A 19,615-nucleotide genomic window follows, 5' to 3' on the forward strand; every position below is an offset into this window, starting at 1 on the left:
GCCGGGCGTTCAGCCGAAGGCTTCCTTCAAGGTCTGGATCTTGCCGGTGTCGGTGGCGTCGTAGCCGGCCAGGTTGTTGACCGCGGCGCGGAAGGATTCCGATTGCAGGATGTCGATCACGGCGCGGATCAGCGGGTCGTGCAGCGATGCCGCCGGCAGCGCGAAGAAATAGCGCTCGCGCACCAGCGGGATGAATTCCAGCCCGAAACGCTGGGACGCGGTCTGCACGCCGAAACCGACGTCGGCCATGCCGCTGGCGATGAAGGCCGCCACCGCCGAATGCGTGAATTCGGTGTTCTCGAAACCGTTGATATTTTTATGGTTGATGCCGCTGCCCGAGAGCATCAGCTCCAGCAGCATGCGTGTGCCTGAACCCGCCTCGCGGTTGACGAAGCGCAGGTCGCCGCGGGTGAGGTCGGCCAGCGATTTCACATTCTTGGGATTGCCCTGTTCCACGAACAAGCCCTGGTTGCGCACCGCCAGGTGGATCAGGCAGTCGCTGCGCTTGTTGAGCCATTTGGCATAGGTGGCGATGGCCGGGCGTTCGAATTCGCCCAGCGGCACATGGAAGCCGGCCAGGTCGCATTCCTGGCGCGACAGCGCGGCCACGGCATCGGTGCTGTGGCGGTAGCGCACTTCCACCGGCAGGCGCGCTTCATTGAACTTGCCCAGCAAGGCGGCCACCGCGAAACCGTGGCTGGCGTTCAGGCGCACCGTCTCCGATTTGCCTTCCACCGTCTTGCCTAGTTCCACTTCCAGTTCCGACGCCAGGCTGTCGAGCGTGGGCGACAGGCGCGCCGTCACCATGCGGTCGGCCCACAGTAGTTTGTCGGCGAACGGGGTGAGGGTGGTGCCGCGTCCGCGGCCGCTGTCGATCAGGTGGTTGCCGAAGATGCGTTCGGCGTCGCGCAGCAAGCCCCAGGCATGCCGGTACGAATAGCGGATCTGCTGGGCCGCCTGCGCGATCGAGCCGCTCTGCTGGATTGCGGCCAGCAGGGTCAACAGGTTGGCCGTGTCGAGCGGCGCCTCGTTGTCGTAGGCGATCTCCCAGTGCGGCTTGATCCGGACTTTATACATTTATGAAAAATATAGCATATTGACCCGCTTGTTTTTAAGGGATAATTTCCGGGCAGCCTACATAAATGATAAAAAATATATGTAGTGTTGTACATATATAAATAAACAGGGAACGTCATTGCAAAGATGGATTGGCGCGCCGATCCTACCGGCTTTGCAACGATTTCCCTCTCGATCCACAACAATATAATTATTCGGAGGAATAATGGCTTTCGATTTCCTGAACAAGGAACATACGGTCGCCAAGCCGGGCTTCAACCGTTGGTTGGTGCCGCCGGCTGCACTTGCAATCCACCTTTGTATCGGCATGGCCTACGGCTTTTCCGTGTTCTGGTTGCCGCTGTCGAAGGCGTTGGGCGTTACCGCGCCGATCGCCTGCGGCGCTGATGTCGGCTTCTTCGCGCAAATCTTCTCATCCGCCTGTGACTGGAAAATCTCCATGCTGGGCTGGATGTACACCATGTTCTTCGTCCTGCTCGGCATTTCCGCCGCGATCTGGGGCGGCTGGCTGGAACACGCCGGCCCGCGCAAGGCCGGCGTCGTGGCAGCCTTGTGCTGGTGCGGCGGCCTGCTGATCTCGGCGGTTGGCGTCAAGACCCACCAGCTGTGGCTGATGTGGGTCGGTTCCGGCGTCATCGGCGGCGTCGGCCTGGGCCTGGGCTACATCTCGCCGGTGTCGACCCTGATCAAGTGGTTCCCGGACCGCCGCGGCATGGCGACCGGCATGGCCATCATGGGCTTCGGCGGCGGCGCGCTGGTCGGCACGCCGCTGGCCGACGCGCTGATGAAGAAGTTCGCCACCCCGACCTCGGTCGGCGTGTGGGAAACCTTCGTCGCCATGGCCGCGATCTACTTCGTGTTCATGATGGCCGGCGCCTTCGGCTACCGCGTGCCGCCTTCGGGCTGGAAGCCGGCCGGCTGGACGCCGCCCGCAGCCAACACCAGCAGCGCCATGGTCACCCAGAACCACGTGCACGTCTCCAAGGTCTGGGGCATTCCCCAGTTCTGGCTGGTGTGGCTGGTGCTGTGCCTGAACGTGTCGGCCGGCATCGGCGTGATCGGCATCGCTTCGCCGATGCTGCAGGAAGTGTTCGGCGGCCACCTGCTGGGCCTGGACATCGGCTTCAACGACCTGTCGGCTGAACAGAAGACCGCGATCGCCGCGCTGGCGGCCGGCTTCACCGGCCTGATCAGCTTGTTCAACATCGGCGGCCGTTTCGCCTGGGCATCGTGTTCCGACTTCTTCGGCCGCAAGATGACCTACGCGATCTTCTTCGTGCTGGGCTTCGTGCTGTATGTCAGCCTGCCGTGGTCGGCCAAGGGCCATAGCATCGCCCTGTTCGTCGGCGCGGTCTGCGTCATCCTGTCGATGTATGGCGGCGGTTTCGCCACCGTTCCCGCTTACCTGGCCGACTTGTTCGGCACCCAGATGGTGGGCGCCATCCACGGCCGCCTGCTGACCGCGTGGGCGACCGCCGGCATCCTGGGCCCGGTGGTGGTGAACTACATGCGCGAATACCAGTTGTCGCTGGGCATGCCGAAGGACCAGGTCTACAACACCACGATGTACATCCTGGCCGGCATGCTGGTGCTGGGCCTGATCTGCAACCTGCTGATCCGTCCGGTCGCCGCCAAGCACTTCATGACGCCGGAAGAACTGGCGCATGAAAAGAAGCTGGCGCACGAGAAGTCGGCTGCCGAAGCGGCTGCCACCGCCTCTTCGGCGGACATGTCCAAGATCGGTTCCGGCGGCAACCCGCTGGTGATCGGCCTGGCGTGGGCTGCAGTGGGCATTCCGCTGATCTGGGGCATCACCCTGGTGCTGCAGAAATCGGCGGTGCTGTTCCGTTGATTCGCTGATCGGCGAAGCAAGCAAGGCAATATCGCCGGCGCCCGCAAGGGCGCCGGCCAGCGGCGAAAGCCGCTGACACAACCCGCAAGGGGAAGCGATCCGCAGGGGGGTTGTGTCAGCGACTATCAATAACAAGAGCGGGCAACAACGGCGCAGCCGTTCTGTATGCATGCCATACCCAGTTTCATTTGATACTAGGGTCACGCTGAATAAGTCTCCGCGCGTGTCGCCCCCGGTTTGGGCGGTCTGCCGCGTTGCAAATCCTCGCCGGGCTACCAGCCCGGCTGTGGTTTGCGCCTTGCATCCCATCCCAAACCAGGGACGGCACATCGCGGAGACTTATTCAGCGTGACCCTAAACGCCGGCAACAAGATTCGCAATGAACAGCGGCGTTTCACAGCGAGGCAGGAGACTTCAATGAACAGGCAACAAGACTTCGATACGGCCGCGGTGCGCGGCATCATCGATGAACGCAAGGGGATGGCCGGCGCCATGCTGCCCATCCTGCACGGCATCCAGGAGAAAATCGGCTACATCCCGGCGGATGCGGTGCCGATGATCGCCGGCGAGCTCAACGTTTCGCGCGCCGAGGTGCATGGCGTGATTTCCTTCTATCACTTCTTCCGCCAGCAGCCGCCGGGCAAGCACGTGGTGCAGGTATGCCGCGCTGAAGCCTGCCAGGCGCGCGGCGCACAGGCGCTGGCCGAGCATGCCCAGAATCTGCTGGGCTGCGGCTTCCACGAAACCAGCGCTGACGGCCAGTTCACGCTCGAACCCGTCTACTGCCTGGGCCAGTGCGCCTGCGGCCCTAACGTCATGATCGACGACGAGCTGTACGCGCGCGTGGGCGCCGACAAATTCCAGCGCCTGGTACAGGCTAAGCGAGGTGCATGATGACGACGACCGATATTGTGACCGTCTACGTCCCGCGCGATTCCACCGCGCTGGCGCTGGGGGCCGACGACGTAGCCGCCGCCATCGCTACTGAGGCCGCCAAGCGCGGCGCCAACGTGAAGATCGTGCGCAACGGTTCGCGCGGCATGTTCTGGTTGGAGCCGCTGGTGGAAGTGTCGACCGGAGCGGGCCGCGTGGCTTACGGCCCGGTCGACACGGGCGATGTGCCGGGTTTGTTTGATGCCGGCTTCCTGGGCGGCGGCGAACATCCCCTGAAGCAGGGACTGACCGAGGAAATCCCCTACCTGAAGAACCAGGAGCGCCTGACCTTTGCCCGCGTGGGCGTGACCGATCCGCTGTCGCTGGACGACTATCTCGCCCATGAAGGCTATGCCGGCCTGAAGAAGGCGCTGGCGATGACGCCTGAAGCCGTGGTGCGGCAGGTGCTCGATTCCGGCCTGCGCGGGCGCGGCGGTGCGGCGTTCCCGACCGGCATCAAATGGCAGACCGTGGCGGGCGTCAAGGCATCGCAGAAGTATGTGGTGTGCAATGCCGATGAAGGCGACTCCGGCACCTTCTCCGACCGCATGGTGATGGAAGACGACCCCTTCATGCTGATCGAAGGCATGACGATCGCCGCCGTCGCCGTCGGCGCCACCGAGGGCTATATCTATGTGCGTTCGGAGTATCCGCACGCCATCTCCGCGTTGAACGAAGCCATTGCCATCGCCACGGAGAACGGTTATCTGGGCGACGACATCCTCGGCTCCGGCCATGCCTTCCGGCTGCAAGTGCGCAAGGGCGCCGGCGCCTACATCTGCGGAGAGGAAACCGCCATGCTGGAGAGCATCGAAGGCAAGCGCGGCGTGGTGCGCGCCAAGCCGCCGCTGCCAGCGCTGGAGGGTTTGTTCGGCAAGCCGACGGTAATCAACAACCTGATCTCGCTGGCCTCGGTGCCCGTCATCCTGGCGCGTGGCGCCGACTTCTACAAGAACTACGGCGTCGGCCGTTCGACGGGCACGCTGCCGTTCCAACTGGCCGGCAACATCAAGCGCGGCGGACTGGTGGAGAAAGCCTTCGGCCTGACCCTGCGCCAGTTGCTGGAAGACTTTGGCGGCGGCAGCGAAAGCGGCCGGCCGATCCGCGCGGTGCAGATGGGCGGCCCGCTGGGAGCCTACATGCCGCCCAGCCAGTTCGACACCCCGCTGGACTACGAAGCCTTCGCCGCCATCGGCGCCATGATCGGCCACGGCGGACTGGTGGCGTTCGACGATACGGTGGATATGGCGCAACAGGCGCGCTACGCGATGGAGTTCTGCGCGATCGAATCCTGCGGCAAGTGCACGCCGTGCCGCATCGGTTCCACCCGCGGCGTGGAAGTGATCGACAAGATCGTCGCCAACCAGGATCGCCCGCAGCAGGTGCATCTGCTGCGCAGCCTGTGCGACACCATGGTCAACGGCTCGCTGTGCGCCATGGGCGGCATGACGCCGTTCCCGGTGCTGTCGGCGCTGAACCATTTCCCGGAAGACTTCGGCACGCCCAGCGAGAAGGCGGCCTGACCTCTGTATCGAATACGTAAGAATACGTAAGGAGTTGCACCATGAACCAGCTCAATGAAACGGATTACGGCACGCCGGCGCGTGCCTCGGAACAGGCAGTCACGCTGGAGATCGATGGCGTCGCCATCACCGTGCCGGCCGGCACCTCGGTCATGCGCGCGGCGGTCGAAGCGGGCGTCAACGTGCCCAAGCTGTGCGCCACCGACAGCCTGGAGCCGTTCGGCTCCTGCCGCCTGTGCCTGGTGGAGATCGAAAAGGACGGCCGCAAGATGAAGGGCTATCCGGCTTCCTGCACCACGCCCTGCGAAAGCGGGATGAAGGTGCAGACACAGACGCCCAAGCTGGCCGAGATCCGGCGCGGCGTGATGGAGCTCTACATCTCCGACCACCCGCTGGACTGCCTGACCTGCCCCACCAATGGCAATTGCGAACTGCAGGACATGGCCGGCGCGGTCGGCCTGCGCGAAGTGCGCTACGGCTACGAGGGCGAGAACCACCTGCAGATGAAGAAGGACGAGTCCAATCCCTACTTCACCTACGATCCGTCCAAGTGCATTGTCTGCAACCGTTGCGTACGCGCCTGCGAAGAGACGCAAGGTACCTTCGCGTTGACCATCGACGGCCGCGGCTTCGCCTCGCGCGTGTCGGCCGGGCAGATGGACAGCTTCATGGAGTCCGAATGCGTCTCCTGCGGCGCCTGCGTGGAAGCCTGCCCGACCGCGACGCTGACCGAGAAGAGCGTGATCATGCTGGGCCAGGCCGAACACAGCACGGTCACCACCTGCGCCTATTGCGGCGTGGGTTGCTCGTTCAAGGCCGAGATGAAGGGCAATGAAGTGGTACGCATGGTGCCGTACAAGGACGGCCAGGCCAACCATGGCCACTCCTGCGTGAAAGGGCGCTTCGCCTGGGGTTATGCGACGCACAAGGACCGCATCCTCCATCCGATGATCCGCAAGAGCATCCACGACCCGTGGCGCGAAGTGTCGTGGGAAGAGGCGCTAGCTTATGCCGCCAGCGAATTCCGCCGCATCCAGGCCAAGCACGGCAAGGATTCCATCGGCGGCATCACTTCCTCGCGCTGTACCAACGAGGAAACCTACCTGGTGCAGAAACTGGTGCGCGCCGCCTTCGGCAACAACAACGTCGACACCTGCGCGCGCGTATGCCACTCGCCGACCGGCTACGGCCTGAAGCAGACGCTGGGCGAGTCGGCCGGCACCCAGACCTTCGACTCGGTGATGAAGTCGGATGTGATCCTGATCATGGGCGCCAATCCGGCCTCCGCCCACCCGGTATTCGCCTCGCAGATCAAGCGCCGCCTGCGCCAGGGCGCCAAGCTGATCGTGATCGACCCGCGCACCACCGAGATGGTGAAGTCGCCGCACGTGCAGGCCGACTACCACCTCAAGCTGCGCCCCGGCACCAACGTCGCCATCATCACCGCGCTGGCGCACGTCATCCTGTCCGAAGGGCTGCAGCGGGAGGACTACATCCAGGAACGCTGCGATGTGAAGTCCTATGAGGACTGGAAGGCCTTCGTGCTGCGCCCGGACAATTCGCCCGAAGCCATGGCCGAGGTCACCGGCGTGCCGGCCGAGACCATCCGCGGCGCCGCGCGCCTGTTCGCCACCGGCGGCAACGCGGCGATCTACTACGGCCTGGGCGTGACCGAGCATGCGCAGGGTTCGACCACCGTGATCGGCATCGCCAACCTGGCCATGTGCACCGGCAACGTCGGCCGCGAAGGCGTGGGCGTGAACCCGCTGCGCGGCCAGAACAACGTGCAGGGTTCGTGCGACATGGGTTCCTTCCCGCACGAGCTGCCGGGCTACCGCCATATTTCGGATTCCACCGTGCGCGGCCAGTTCGAGCAGGCCTGGGGCGTGGCGCTGAACCCGGAACCGGGCCTGCGCATTCCCAACATGTTCGAGGCCGCGCTGGACGGCAGCTTCAAGGGCCTGTACTGCGAAGGAGAGGATATCGTGCAGTCCGACCCGAACACCCAGCACGTGATCGCCGCGCTGGAATCGATGGAATGCATCGTGGTGCAGGACCTGTTCCTGAACGAAACCGCCAAGTACGCGCACGTGTTCCTGCCCGGTTCCTCCTTCCTGGAAAAGGACGGCACCTTCACCAACGCCGAGCGCCGCATCTCGCGCGTGCGCAAGGTGATGCCGCCCAAGGCCGGCAAGTCCGACTGGGAGGTGACGGTGGCGCTGGCCGAAGCGCTCGGCTATCCGATGCCCTACAATCATCCTTCGGAAATCATGGATGAAATCGCCGCGCTGACGCCGACGTTCCATGGCGTCAGCTACGCCAAGCTGGACCAGCTGGGCAGCATCCAGTGGCCGTGCAATGATGCCGCGCCGGAAGGCACGCCCATCATGCACATCGGCAGCTTCGTGCGCGGCAAGGGCAAGTTCCTCAACACGCAATACTTCGCCACCGACGAGAAGGTGACGCAGCGCTATCCGCTGATCCTGACCACCGGCCGCATCCTGTCGCAGTACAACGTCGGCGCCCAGACGCGCCGCACCGAGAACTCGCGGTGGCACAGCGAAGACGTGCTGGAAATCCATCCGCACGATGCCGAGGATCGCGGCATCCGCGAGGGCGACTGGGTCGGCATCGAATCGCGCGCCGGCCAGACCGTGCTGCGCGCGACGGTGACCGAGAAGGTGCAGCCGGGCGTGGTCTACACCACGTTCCACTTCCCGGAGTCGGGCGCCAACGTGATCACCACCGACAATTCGGACTGGGCCACCAACTGCCCCGAATACAAGGTGACGGCGGTGCAGGTGCAGCCGGTGGCGCAGCCGTCGGAGTGGCAGCAGCATTACCGGCGCTTCCACCGCGAGCAGCTTGGGTTGCTGAAGGGAGAGGCTGCCGGCGCAGAACCATTGGTGACCAAATGAACCAACCCCGTCGTCCTGACGAAAGTCAGGATCCAGTGTCGTTCAACGGTGGCCGATGCATAACGAACGCCACTGGATCCCGGCCTTCGCCGGGATGACGGGCTACTGAACAGAATCGCAGGAAAGCATGAACATACGCATCCCTCCATCCCCCAACGTCGATGAAGCCACCGGCGAATACGCGACTTCCGCCCGCGTGACGGTCGAGCGTTGGCGCGACGGCAAGCGCGAGGCCGTGGACGACGTGGTGGCAGAGGAAGTGCCGATTGCGCTGGAATACAACGGCATCTCGCACGCCGTGATGATGGCCACGCCGGCCGACCTGGAAGATTTCGCGCTCGGCTTTTCGCTGACCGAAGGCATCCTGGCCGCTCCCGGCGAACTGTACGAGTGCGAGATCGTGCCGGGCTGCGAAGGCGTGCAGGTGCAGATGCGCATCGCCACCGAACGCTTCGTGGCATTGAAGGAAAAGCGCCGCAACCTGACCGGCCGCACCGGCTGCGGCCTGTGCGGGGCCGAGACGCTGGAGCAGGCGGTGCGCCATCCCAAGGCGGTGGCGCATGACGGGGCGCGCTTCACGATCGCGCAGATCCATGCCGCGCTGGAACAGATGCAGGGCGGCCAGCGCCTGCAGCAGCTCACCGGCGCCACCCATGCCGCCGCCTGGCTGGATGAGGAGGGGAAGATTGTGCTGGTGCGCGAGGACGTGGGCCGCCACAATGCCCTGGACAAGCTGATCGGCGCGCTGGCCGAAGCGCGGACGGACTTCGCCAGGGGCGCGCTCATCATCACCAGCCGTGCCAGCTATGAAATGGTGCAGAAAGCGGCGACGGTGGGCATCGGCTTCATCGCGGCCATCTCGGCGCCCACCGCGCTGGCGATCAGGCTGGCGGAGGAAACCGATGTCACGCTGCTAGGCTTTGTGCGCAAGCAGGGGCATGTGGTGTACGCAAGGCCGCACCGCATGCGCTGAGCCGCGAGGTTTTCAGGGACGACAAGGACAGCAGGAGACAGACATGAACACAGAGCACCTGGTCAAGATGGCCAACCAGATCGGCGCCTTTTTTTCCACCATGCCAGACCATGAACAGGCAGTGGCGGATCTGGCGACGCACCTGAAGCGCTTCTGGGAGCCGCGCATGCGCAAGGCATTTCTTGAGCATATCGAGCAGACGCAGGGGCAGGGAGTCGATCCGATCGTGCTGGAGGCGGTGAGCAAGCATATGCGGCAGTTGACTGTATGAGCGTTGTGCCTGGTCCCAGGCCCCGAGCCCGTAACTGAACTGGTCCCGTAAAGCCGGACGGTTCAAATATCTTTGGATTTCTCAGGAAGACCATGCTGCCGCGCGCCGGTCTTCAGTGCGATCCCCGCGCCACCGCCAGCAAGACGCCGAAGCCGACCAGCAAGCCGCCAAAGGCGCGGTCGATCCAATGGCGCACGGCCAGCAGCCGGTCACGCACGGCGCCAGTCGAGAAGCACACGGCCACCAGGCTGAACCAAGCCATGTGCGCCACCGAAATAAAAGCGCCATAGCCGATCTGCATTGCCAACGGCGTGTCGGGCCTCACCACCTGCATGAACAGGCTGACGATGAACACCGTCGTTTTCGGGTTCAGCGCATTGGTCAGGAGGCCGATGCGCAAGGCTGCCGCATCCGACAGTGGCGCCACGGCGCTGTCGGCCAGCGTACCGGCGGGCTTGGACCGCAGCATCTTCACACCGAGATAGACCAGATAGACAGCGCCGACTAGCTTGATGCTGTTGAATAGCCAGAGCGATTGCTGGATCAGCAGGCCCATGCCCACCAGCGTATAGGTGACGTGGACCAGTACGCCCAGGCCAATGCCCAAGGCCGTCAGTACGCCGGCACGGCGTGACAGCATCAGGCTGTTGCGGGTAACCATCGCGAAATCCGGGCCAGGGCTGATAACGGCCAGTAAAGTAATGGTGATTACAGCTATTAGTTCTGTCATGGCGTATCCTGTCAAAAATCAACGAATTTGGAAGATGTTAATGTCAATCTTCCTCGATGAATAACGATGTTTTCTGACGTAATCTGTGAGTCTAGTTCACCATCGGATGATGAGCGCCTGCCTTCACTGCTGGCTCTGCGCTGCTTTGAGGCCGCCGCCCGGCTGGAGAATTTCAGCCGGGCGGCGGTCGAGTTGCATCTGACCCACGGCGCGGTCAGCCGCGCCGTGCGCCTGCTGGAAGACGAGTTGGGGGTGGCGCTGTTCGAGCGGCGCAGCCGGCGCGTGTTCCTGACTGATGCCGGCCGCACGTTGGCGCGGGCCGTCGGCAATGGCATGGGGCTGATGCGTCAGGCCGTCGCTGAGCTGCGTGCCAGCGCCCGCCAGGGGCGGCGCTGGGTGTTGTCGTGCGAGCCGACGTTGCTGATGCGCTGGCTGATTCCACGCTGGCCGGACTTTCAGGGCCGGCATCCGGGATTCGACCTGCATTTGGTCGCCGGTGGCGGCCCGTTTTCCTTTGCCAGCGGTATGGACCTGGCCATCCGCCGCGACGATTTCCCCTGGCCCGAGGGCTGCCATGTGGAACCCTTGTTCGCGGAGAAGGTGGGCCCGGTCTGCCGTCCCGACAAGGCCGCCGACTGGTTCTCCGCGACCAGGGCGGGTAGTGCGCTCAAGCCCGGCGCACCGCGTTTGCATACGCGTACTCGGTCGGGGGCCTGGCGGGAGTGGGCGGAGGCCGCGAGCCAGCCCGTACCGGATGGGCCGGCGCAGACTTTCGATCACTTTTATTTCAGCTTGCAGGCTGCCGTGGCGGGACTGGGCGTGGCCATCGGCCCATGGCATCTGGTGCGCGACGATCTGGACAGCGGCGTGCTGGCCGCGCCGCTGGGTTTTGTCGAGGACGGCTCGCGCTACTGCCTGTTGTCGCCGCAGCCTTTGCCGCCGGATAGTCCGCAGGCGGATTTGCTGGCATGGTTGCGGGCAATGGCATAGTCGGCGCTGGGGCGGCAAAAGGAGTCGAAGTCTCTTGGTTAAATTGGCAAGAGTGCTACGGGGGATGGGGCCATATTTTTATTGAATGAAAATCGTATTATCTGAAATGTCTCCTTAATGTGCGGTGCAATAAACTTTTGTAATCCATCTTGCTCCGGATAAGGTTTACGCTATTCGTGAAGTAAATCCGCAGTGCAGCATCGTCCCTTCCCAAGCCGCCATTTCTAGCGGGGATTTCCAGATTCCGCCTATCGTCGCCAATATCCGAAGTGACGGCGCTTCATCATTTCGCATCAAATTTTTCATCTCAAATTAGTTTGCCAAACGATTTTTGCGCTGCTATCTTGGAACCGGTTCCAAAAGATTCAAATAAATGAGCAGCCCGGAACCGGGAAGTACAAATCGACCGATAACGATCCCTGATTTGGCGGGCAATAAAGAGTGAGACAAAGCATAAAGACCGGCACCGAGCGGGTCACGATCGCGCAGGTCGCGCGTGAGGCCGGGGTGTCGAAAACCAGCGTATCCAGGTTTCTCGGCGGCGAGTTCGACGCGCTGTCGGAGCGCCTGCGCGACCAGATCGGCAAGACCATCGCGCGCCTGGGTTACCAGCCCAGCCAGATGGCGCGCGGCCTCAAAGGCGGGCGCACCCGGCTGATCGGCATGCTGGTGGCGGACATCCTTAATCCCTATTCGGTGGCGGTGCTGCATGGCGCCGAAGCCGCGTGCCAGAAATACGGCTACACCCTGATGCTGTGCAATACCGGCAACGATGAGCAGCGCGAGAAGCAATCGCTGGCGGCGTTGCATTCCTACAGCGTGGAAGGCCTGCTGTTCAATACGCAAGGCCGCAACGTGACGCCGCTCAAGGAGCTGGGGCAGGCCGCGTTTCCGGTGGTGCTGCTGGACCGCCGCGTCGAAGGCTGCGATTTCGACCTGGTCGGCCTGGACAACGTCGGCGCCGCGCAACTGGCGACGCGCCATCTGCTAGAGCAGGGCTATACCGATATCGCGCTGGTGGTGCAGCCGCTGTATGGCGTGAGTTCGCGCCAGGGGCGCCAGGCGGGCTTTTTGCAGGCGATGAACCAGCGGCCGGATTGCCATGGCGAGACGCTGGAGGTGCATATCGACCAGCCGGGACATACGGCGACGGTGCTGCATGAATTCTTGCGGCGTCGCAGCGGCAGCGGCGGGCGCATCGCCATCCTGGCCGGCAACGGCATGGTGTCGCTGCAGATCGCGCTGGCGCTGCAGAGCATGAAGCTGCGTTTTCCGGACGACGTCGGCTTGCTGTGCTTCGATGAGCTTGCCTGGTCGCCGCTGGTGGGCGCCGGTATCAGCACCATCGAGCAGCCTACTTATGAAATCGGTTTCACGGCTATCGAGCGGCTGCTGGTCCGCATCAATGGCGAACGTTCGGGACGCAGGGAAATCCTGTTGGACGGGCGGCTGGTCAGGCGCGGTTCGACCGCGCCGGTCGCGGCCGGCCAGGCGGCGGGGTAAGTGCGCAGGTTTTCTGGAACCGATACCGAGAGGGCGCGGGGCCGGAATGTTGGTGTAGCTTGAAGAAAAGAAATGCCGCAGTCGTACAGGCTGCAGGATTTTGACAAAAATACTGCCGCGACAGCAGAGCAGTGACTACCAGGAGACAAGCACCATGCGTATCAAAGGATTGATTTACACCAGATTCCTCGCGGTAATGCTGGCCGGTTGCGCCGCGCTGGCATCGGCGCAGGCGAGCGCGCAGAGCATTGCCGAGCTGACCAAGAAAGGCAAGATCACCATCGGCGTGGTCAGCGGCACGCCGCCGTTCGGCAGCGTCGATGCCAAGGGCACGCCGATCGGCTACGACGTCGATGTCGCCAACCTGATCGGCCGCTATATCGGCCTGCCGGTGGAAATCGTGCCGCTGACGCCGCCGGCCCGCATTCCGGCGCTGGAGTCGGGCAAGGTCGACATGCTGGCCGCGACGCTGGCGCCGACGCCTGAACGCGCCAAGTCGGTGCTGTTCACCATGCCCTACAGCGCCTTCGAACTGGCGGTGGTGGCGCCGGTCGGTTCCAAGTTCAAGTCGCTGTCCGACCTGGACAAGAAAAAAATCGCCGTCAACCGCGGCGGCACCAGCGATACGGCGCTGACCCGCCTGGCGCCCCCGGGTACCGTGCTGGTCCGTTTCGAAGACGATTCGACCGTGACCCAGGCCCTGCTCAGCAACCAGGTGGATTCGATCTCGATCCCCAGCACGATGGCGCATGAAATCATCAAGACGCGCGGCGCCGGCAAGATCGAGCTCAAGTTCGCCTATTCGGTGCAGCCCAATTCGATGACCGTACGCAAGGGTTCCTATGAGCTGCACGAATGGCTCAACAATTTCATCTATTACGTGAAGGTCAACGGCGAGCTGGATGCCATCGCCAGGAAATGGACCGGCTCTCCCTTGCCTGAGCTGCCGGTTTTCTGAGGGATTTTTTTGACGCAGTAAAAAAGTGGGCGCAAGCCTTTGTTGATGAGGGTCTTCGCCGGCATCACATTCGCGGACCCGCGGGTGGCCGGCGGCGATGATAAGGAGATGAATCGTGAGCATGATTAAAAAATTACTGAATACCAAATTCATGGCGCTGGCGCTGGTGGCCAGCTGCGCCATCGGCAGCGCCAGCAGCGCCAGCGCGCAAAGCATCGCCGAGCTGACCAAGAAGGGCAAGATCACCATCGGCGTGGTCAGCGGCACGCCGCCGTTCGGCAGCGTCGACGCCAAGGGCACCCCGATCGGCTACGACGTCGATGTGGCCAACCTGATCGGCAAGTACCTCGGCCTGCCGGTGGAAATCGTTCCGCTGGTGCCGCCGGCCCGTATCCCGGCGCTGGAGTCGGGCAAGGTCGACATGCTGGCGGCGACGCTGGCGCCGACGCCCGAGCGCGCCAAGGCGGTGTTGTTCACCATGCCCTACAGCGGCTTCGAGCTGTCCATCGTCGGCCCGGTCGGTTCCAAGTTCAAGAAGCTGGACGATCTGGTGAAGAAGAAAGTCGGCGTCTCGCGCGGCAGCACCAACGACACCGCACTGACCCGCCTGGCGCCTCCGGGCACCGTGCTGGTGCGTTTCGAGGATGACTCCACCGTGACCCAGGCCCTGCTGTCGAACCAGGTCGACGCGATCTCGATCCCCAACACCATGGCCAACGAAATCGTCAAGACCCGCGGTCAGGGCAAGATCGAAGTCAAGTTCCCGTACTCGGTACAGCCGAACTCGATGACCGTGCGCAAGGGTTCCTACGAACTGCATGAATGGCTCAACAACTTCATCTACTACGTCAAGGTGAACGGCGAGCTGGATGCGATCTCGCGCAAGTGGGTCGGCCCGCTGCCGAACCTGCCAGTGTTCTGAGGCATCTGGTTGCGAAGAAGCGTCGTCCCTGCCCAGGCGGGGACACCCGGTGTCTTTAATACGGTTGCCAACGCACGCAACGCTGCCGCTCCCCTGCTTGTGCAGGGGCGGCGGCGGCGCCAGGCAAGGAGTACACAATGCATTATGACTTTCAGTTCGCGTTCATCTTCCAGCATCTTGACCAGTTGCTGATGGGCGCGCTGCTTACCATCCGGTTGAGCGCGCTGTCGATGATCTGCGGTTTGGCGGTGGGGATATTCGGGGCGATCGTGAGCATCCACGGTTCGGCGCCGGCCCGCTTCGCGGTAACTTCCTATGTGGAGCTGATCCGCAGCACGCCGTTCCTGGTCCAGCTGTTCATCATTTTCTTCGGCTTGCCCGCCGCCGGCGTGCAGGTCGATGCCAACATCGCCGCGCTGGTGGCGATGACGGTCAACCTCGGCGCCTATTCGACCGAGATCGTGAGGGCCGGCATGATGGCGATCCATCCTTCGCAGATTGAGGCGGCGCATGCGCTGGCCATGACGCGCTGGCAGGTGATCCGCCACGTGGTGCTCACGCCCGCGCTGGAAAAGGTCTATCCGGCCCTGGCCAGCCAGTTCACGCTGATGATGCTGGCCTCCAGCGTGGTGTCGGCGATTTCCGCCGAAGAGCTGACGGCCACCGCCAACCTGCTTGACGCCGAGACCTTCCGCAGCTTCGAGATCTACCTGGTGGTGATGGTGCTGTACATCTTGCTGGCACTGCTGTTCCGCCTGGGCTTCTGGCTGATCGGCCTGGTTGTCTTCAAACGCCGCCGCCGGCTTGGCGTGCCCCGTCCGAGGAGGATGTAATGATTGCCGAGTTTTCTTTCGACCAGTTCCTGTTCCTGCTGGAAGCGGCGCAATGGACGCTGCTGCTCTCCGCGCTGGCCTTCGTCGTGGGCGGGGCCGCGGGCTTCATCGTGGCATTGATGCGCACCTCGCATATCCAGGCGCTGCGCACCTTGTCCGCGATCTATATCCAGATCATCCAGGGCACGCCGGTGCTGATCATCCTGTTCCTGTCGTTCTACGGACTGGCGATCTACGGCCTCAAGCTGCCGCCGATGGTGGCGGCGACGATCGCCATGACGATCTATTCCAGCGCCTACCTCGGCGAGATCTGGCGCGGTTGCATCGAAGCCGTGCCGGTGCAGCAGTGGGAAGCCTCCACCGCGCTGGCCATGACCCGCTGGCAGCAACTGCGCTACGTGATCCTGCCGCAGGCGGTGCGCATCTCGCTGCCGCCGACCGTGGGTTTCCTGGTGCAGATCGTCAAGAACACGTCGATCGCTTCCATCATCGGCCTGGTGGAACTGACGCAAGCGGGCAAGCTGGTCAGCAACGCGACCTTCCAGCCGTTCCTGGTGTTCCCGATCGTGGCCGCCATCTACTTTATCTTCTGCTATCCGCTGTCGCGGTTCAGCTTCGCCTTAGAGAGGAAATTACATGCCCATCGTTGAGATTGACAATATCGCCAAGAGCTTCGGCAGCAACCAGGTCCTCAACGGCATCTCGCTGTCGGTTGAACGCGGCCAGGTGGTGGCGATCATCGGCCGTTCGGGTTCCGGCAAGAGCACCATGCTCCGCTGCATCAACGGCCTGGAGACCATCGACAGCGGCAGCATCACCGTGGCCGGGCACAAGCTGACCAACAAGCACGAACACCTGATCGAGCTGCGCAAGGATGTGGGCATGGTGTTCCAGCACTACAACCTGTTCCCGCACCTGACGGTGGAAGAGAACATCATGCTCTCGCCGCGCATCGTCAAGAAGATCGCCACCGAGACCACCCGCGAGACCGCCATCAAGGTGCTCAAGCAGGTCGGCCTGGAGCACAAGCGCGACGCCTATCCCGAGCAGTTGTCGGGCGGCCAGCAGCAGCGCGTGGCGATCGCCCGTTCGCTGGCGATGGAACCGCAGGTGATGCTGTTCGACGAAGTGACCTCGGCGCTGGACCCGGAACTGACGGCCGAAGTGCTGAAGGTGATGGAAGAGCTGGCGCGCGGCGGCATGACCATGCTGCTGGTCACGCACGAAATGGAGTTCGCGCGCCGGGTGGCCGACCTGACCGTGTTCATGCACCAGGGCAAGGTGTGGGAAGCGCGGCCGTCGAAGGAGTTCTTCGCCGATCCGCAGACGCCGGAAGCCAAGCAGTTCATCGGCGCGGGTTCGATCAAATGACCCCGGTCCTGGTTGCCGCCTCCGCTTATGGCGCCGACCTGGTGCGCCGCGTCGGCCATGCCGACCTGGTGCCGATGGTGGCCGCGAGCGGGGCTGCCGGGCTGGAGATCCGCCGCGAGCTGTTCGACGGCCCGCAGGATCTGGCGGCGCTGGGCGCGCTGATCGCCCAGCGCAAGCTGTTCTCGGTCTATTCGGCGCCGTTCGAGCTGTTCGGCGCCGACGGCAAGTTCGACCGGGCGGCCATCGAACTGGCCATGGGCGAAGCGGAGCAGGTGGGGGCGCGTTACCTGAAGGTCTCGCTCGGCCATTTTTCGGCTGCCAGCGACCTGCAGGCGCTGCTGCGCTACCTGTCGACCGCGCCGGTCGAGGTGCTGTTGGAGAACGACCAGACGGAGCAGGGCGGCCGGCTGGAGCCGATCGTCAGCTTCCTCGCGCTGTGCACCGGCAACGGCTATTCCTTCGGCATGACGTTCGACATGGGCAACTGGCGCTGGCAGGGCATCGATCCCGAGCTGGCGGCGCGCACGCTGGCGCCGCATGTGCGCTACGTGCATTGCAAGGGCGTGCGCGACGACCAGGGAAAGTTGAAGGCGGTGCCGCTGGAGGCGCAGGACGCGTATTGGCACCAATTACTGTCGTATTTCCCCAAGGGGATCCAGCGGGCCATCGAGTTCCCGCTGGTCGGCAGCGACCTGGAAGAGGTCACGCGGCGCTATGTGGCGCTGTTGGCCTCGGTTTGATGGAAAGACAACGATGAGTGCGAACCCGGTGCAACTGGATGTGGTGACGTACGGCGAGGCCCTGGCCTTGCTGGTGGCCGACGAGGTCGGCGCGTTCGAGGATGTGGAAAAGTACACGCGGCGCCTGGCCGGCGCCGAGACCAACGTCGCCATCGGTCTGGCGCGGCTGGGTGTGAAGGTGGGCTGGGCCAGCCGCGTGGGCAACGATTCGTTCGGGCGTTTCATCCGCAAGCGTGTGGCGCAGGAAAACGTCGACGTCAGCCGCGTCATCACCGACATGGAATTCCGTACGGCGATCCAGCTGAAGGCCAAGGCGGTGGACGGGGCCGACCCGGCCATCGAGTACTACCGCAAGGGTTCGGCCGCCAGCCATTTGTCGGTAGCCGACTTCGATGAAAGCTATTTCGGCAATGCGCGCCACCTGCATGCCACCGGCATCGCTCCGGCCCTGTCGGCCAGCACGATGGAATTCGCGCACCATGCGCTGGATTTCATGCGCGCGCGCGGCAAGACCATCTCCTTCGATCCCAACCTGCGCCCGATGCTGTGGCCGTCGCAGGAGGTGATGGCCAAGCAATTGAACGCGCTGGCCTTCAAGGCCGACTGGGTGTTGCCCGGCCTGTCTGAAGGAAAGATCCTGACCGGCTACACTGAGGCCCGCGACATCGCCGGGTTCTACCTCGACCACGGCGTCTCGCTGGTAGTGATCAAGCTCGGCGCCGAGGGCGCCTATTGGCGCAATGCCAGGGACGAGGGCATCGTGCCGGGCGTGAAGGTCAGGGAAGTGGTCGATACCGTGGGCGCCGGCGACGGCTTCGCGGTCGGCGTCATCAGCGGCATGCTGGAAGGCCTCCCGGTCGAGCAGGCGGTGATGCGCGGCAACCGCATCGGCGCCTTCGCCATCCAGGTGGTGGGCGACATGGAAGGCTTGCCGACCCGGGCCGAGCTGGAAGCCGCCAGCTAGGATCAATTTTTCAACAAGACAGGACGAATGATGAAACAGCGCGTGGTGGTGTACAAGAAATTGCCGGAACATCTGATGGAGCAACTGCGCGCTGAATTCGATGTGACCCTGTTCGAGCGCGTCAACGACGGCAACCGCGCCGCGTTCCTGGAAGCGCTCAAGACCGCCCACGGCATGATCGGCGCCAGCCTGCCGATTACCAACGAGATGCTGGACGGCGCGCCTGAACTGAAGATCGCTTCCACCGTCTCGGTCGGCATCGACAATTTCGACCTCGACTACTTCAAGCGGCGCGGCCTGATGCTGGCGCACACGCCGGGCGTGCTGACCGAAGCCACCGCCGACACCATCTTTTCCCTGATCCTGGCCAGCGCGCGCCGCGTGGTGGAGCTGGCCGAGTTCGTCAAGGCCGGCAACTGGAAGGGCAGCATCGGCGAGGCGCACTACGGCGTCAACGTGCACGGCAAGACGCTGGGCCTGATCGGCATGGGGCGCATCGGCAGCGCGGTGGCACGCCGCGCCCGCCACGGCTTCGGCATGAAGATCCTGTACAACAACAACCGTCCCAATCCCGAGGCCGAGCGCGAGCTGGACGCAACCTTCCTTGGCAAGGACGAGTTGCTGGCGCAAGCCGACTTCGTCTGCCTGATGCTGCCGCTGACGCCGCAGACCGAGAAGATGTTCGGCGCCCGCGAGTTCGGGCTGATGAAGCGCAGCGCCATCTTTATCAATGCCTCGCGCGGCCGTATCGTCGATGAGGCAGCCTTGATCAAGGCTTTGCAAGACAAGACCATCTATGCCGCCGGCCTCGACGTGTTCGAAGTCGAGCCTCTGCCGGCGGATTCCCCGCTGTTGAAACTGCCCAACGTGGTGGCCTTGCCGCATATCGGTTCGGCCACGCATGAGACGCGCATGGCGATGGCCGAGCTGGCCGTGGCCAACCTGGTCGCCGGCTTGCGCGGCGAGCCGGTGCCGCATCTGGCGTCCTGAGGTTTCCTATGGGTTGCCGGGCGGCATCGTCCGGCAGGGCCCGCGCCACAGGCGGCCGTGAAGTTTT

Annotated in this window: 18 protein-coding genes; 16 read left to right on the plus strand and 2 right to left on the minus strand. The window is 63.7% G+C overall.

What is annotated here, in order from left to right:
- Positions 1-9: 9 nt before the first annotated feature.
- The gene (locus J7548_RS16380) at positions 10-1,077 is read right to left on the minus strand and encodes a substrate-binding domain-containing protein (protein WP_290976376.1); all 1,068 of its coding nucleotides are present in this window, start codon (positions 1,075-1,077) and stop codon (positions 10-12) included.
- Positions 1,078-1,282: 205 nt separating this feature from the next.
- Here J7548_RS16380 and J7548_RS16385 point away from each other — a divergent pair, with 205 nt between their 5' ends.
- The 6 genes from J7548_RS16385 (at position 1,283) to J7548_RS16410 (ending at position 9,547) form a co-directional block, all read left to right on the plus strand.
- Positions 1,283-2,929, plus strand: coding sequence for an OFA family MFS transporter (locus tag J7548_RS16385; protein ID WP_290976379.1), 1,647 nt, complete (start codon positions 1,283-1,285; stop codon positions 2,927-2,929).
- 417 nt (positions 2,930-3,346) lie between these two features.
- On the plus strand, positions 3,347-3,823 hold the full coding sequence (locus tag J7548_RS16390) for a formate dehydrogenase subunit gamma (RefSeq protein WP_290976382.1): 477 nt from the start codon (positions 3,347-3,349) through the stop codon (positions 3,821-3,823).
- Complete coding sequence (locus tag J7548_RS16395) at positions 3,823-5,385, plus strand: NADH-quinone oxidoreductase subunit NuoF (RefSeq protein ID WP_290976679.1); 1,563 nt, start codon at positions 3,823-3,825, stop codon at positions 5,383-5,385. Before J7548_RS16390 ends, J7548_RS16395 begins: the two co-directional genes overlap by 1 nt.
- A gap of 41 nt (positions 5,386-5,426) precedes the next feature.
- The gene (gene fdhF, locus J7548_RS16400; protein ID WP_290976385.1) at positions 5,427-8,303 is read left to right on the plus strand and encodes a formate dehydrogenase subunit alpha; all 2,877 of its coding nucleotides are present in this window, start codon (positions 5,427-5,429) and stop codon (positions 8,301-8,303) included.
- A gap of 127 nt (positions 8,304-8,430) precedes the next feature.
- Positions 8,431-9,276: a formate dehydrogenase accessory sulfurtransferase FdhD gene (fdhD, locus tag J7548_RS16405; protein WP_290976388.1), complete on the plus strand. Its 846-nt coding sequence runs from the start codon at positions 8,431-8,433 to the stop codon at positions 9,274-9,276.
- A 43-nt stretch (positions 9,277-9,319) separates the two neighbouring features.
- Entirely contained in the window at positions 9,320-9,547 is a 228-nt protein-coding gene (locus J7548_RS16410; RefSeq protein WP_290976391.1) for a formate dehydrogenase subunit delta, read from the plus strand.
- A 112-nt stretch (positions 9,548-9,659) separates the two neighbouring features.
- On the opposite strand, the gene J7548_RS16415 is transcribed toward J7548_RS16410, so the two are convergent.
- Positions 9,660-10,277, minus strand: a complete 618-nt coding sequence (locus tag J7548_RS16415) for a LysE family transporter (RefSeq protein WP_290976394.1) — start codon at positions 10,275-10,277, stop codon at positions 9,660-9,662.
- A gap of 66 nt (positions 10,278-10,343) precedes the next feature.
- Between J7548_RS16415 and J7548_RS16420 the strand changes: the two genes are divergently transcribed.
- The 10 genes from J7548_RS16420 (at position 10,344) to J7548_RS16465 (ending at position 19,548) form a co-directional block, all read left to right on the plus strand.
- Entirely contained in the window at positions 10,344-11,267 is a 924-nt protein-coding gene (locus J7548_RS16420) for a LysR family transcriptional regulator (protein WP_290976397.1), read from the plus strand.
- Positions 11,268-11,708: 441 nt separating this feature from the next.
- Positions 11,709-12,770 (plus strand): LacI family DNA-binding transcriptional regulator, encoded by a 1,062-nt coding sequence (locus J7548_RS16425; RefSeq protein WP_290976400.1) that lies wholly within the window; start codon positions 11,709-11,711, stop codon positions 12,768-12,770.
- Between the two features lie 154 nt (positions 12,771-12,924).
- On the plus strand, positions 12,925-13,728 hold the full coding sequence (locus J7548_RS16430) for a transporter substrate-binding domain-containing protein (protein ID WP_290976403.1): 804 nt from the start codon (positions 12,925-12,927) through the stop codon (positions 13,726-13,728).
- A 121-nt stretch (positions 13,729-13,849) separates the two neighbouring features.
- Positions 13,850-14,650: a transporter substrate-binding domain-containing protein gene (locus tag J7548_RS16435; RefSeq protein ID WP_290976682.1), complete on the plus strand. Its 801-nt coding sequence runs from the start codon at positions 13,850-13,852 to the stop codon at positions 14,648-14,650.
- 137 nt (positions 14,651-14,787) lie between these two features.
- Positions 14,788-15,483, plus strand: a complete 696-nt coding sequence (locus J7548_RS16440; protein ID WP_290976406.1) for an amino acid ABC transporter permease — start codon at positions 14,788-14,790, stop codon at positions 15,481-15,483.
- Entirely contained in the window at positions 15,483-16,133 is a 651-nt protein-coding gene (locus J7548_RS16445) for an amino acid ABC transporter permease (protein ID WP_290976409.1), read from the plus strand. Before J7548_RS16440 ends, J7548_RS16445 begins: the two co-directional genes overlap by 1 nt.
- Positions 16,120-16,854 (plus strand): amino acid ABC transporter ATP-binding protein, encoded by a 735-nt coding sequence (locus J7548_RS16450; RefSeq protein ID WP_290976412.1) that lies wholly within the window; start codon positions 16,120-16,122, stop codon positions 16,852-16,854. Before J7548_RS16445 ends, J7548_RS16450 begins: the two co-directional genes overlap by 14 nt.
- Positions 16,851-17,594, plus strand: coding sequence for a sugar phosphate isomerase (locus J7548_RS16455; RefSeq protein ID WP_290976414.1), 744 nt, complete (start codon positions 16,851-16,853; stop codon positions 17,592-17,594). The genes J7548_RS16450 and J7548_RS16455 overlap by 4 nt, the downstream gene beginning before the upstream one ends.
- 13 nt (positions 17,595-17,607) lie before the next feature.
- Entirely contained in the window at positions 17,608-18,558 is a 951-nt protein-coding gene (locus tag J7548_RS16460) for a sugar kinase (protein WP_290976416.1), read from the plus strand.
- 30 nt (positions 18,559-18,588) lie between these two features.
- A complete protein-coding gene (locus tag J7548_RS16465; RefSeq protein ID WP_290976685.1) occupies positions 18,589-19,548 on the plus strand; it encodes a D-glycerate dehydrogenase in 960 nt (319 codons plus the stop codon).
- The last annotated feature ends 67 nt before the right edge of the window (positions 19,549-19,615 follow it).

Origin of the sequence: Herbaspirillum sp., assembly GCF_017744395.1 — a bacterium.
Classification (GTDB): Bacteria; Pseudomonadota; Gammaproteobacteria; order Burkholderiales; family Burkholderiaceae_D; genus Herbaspirillum.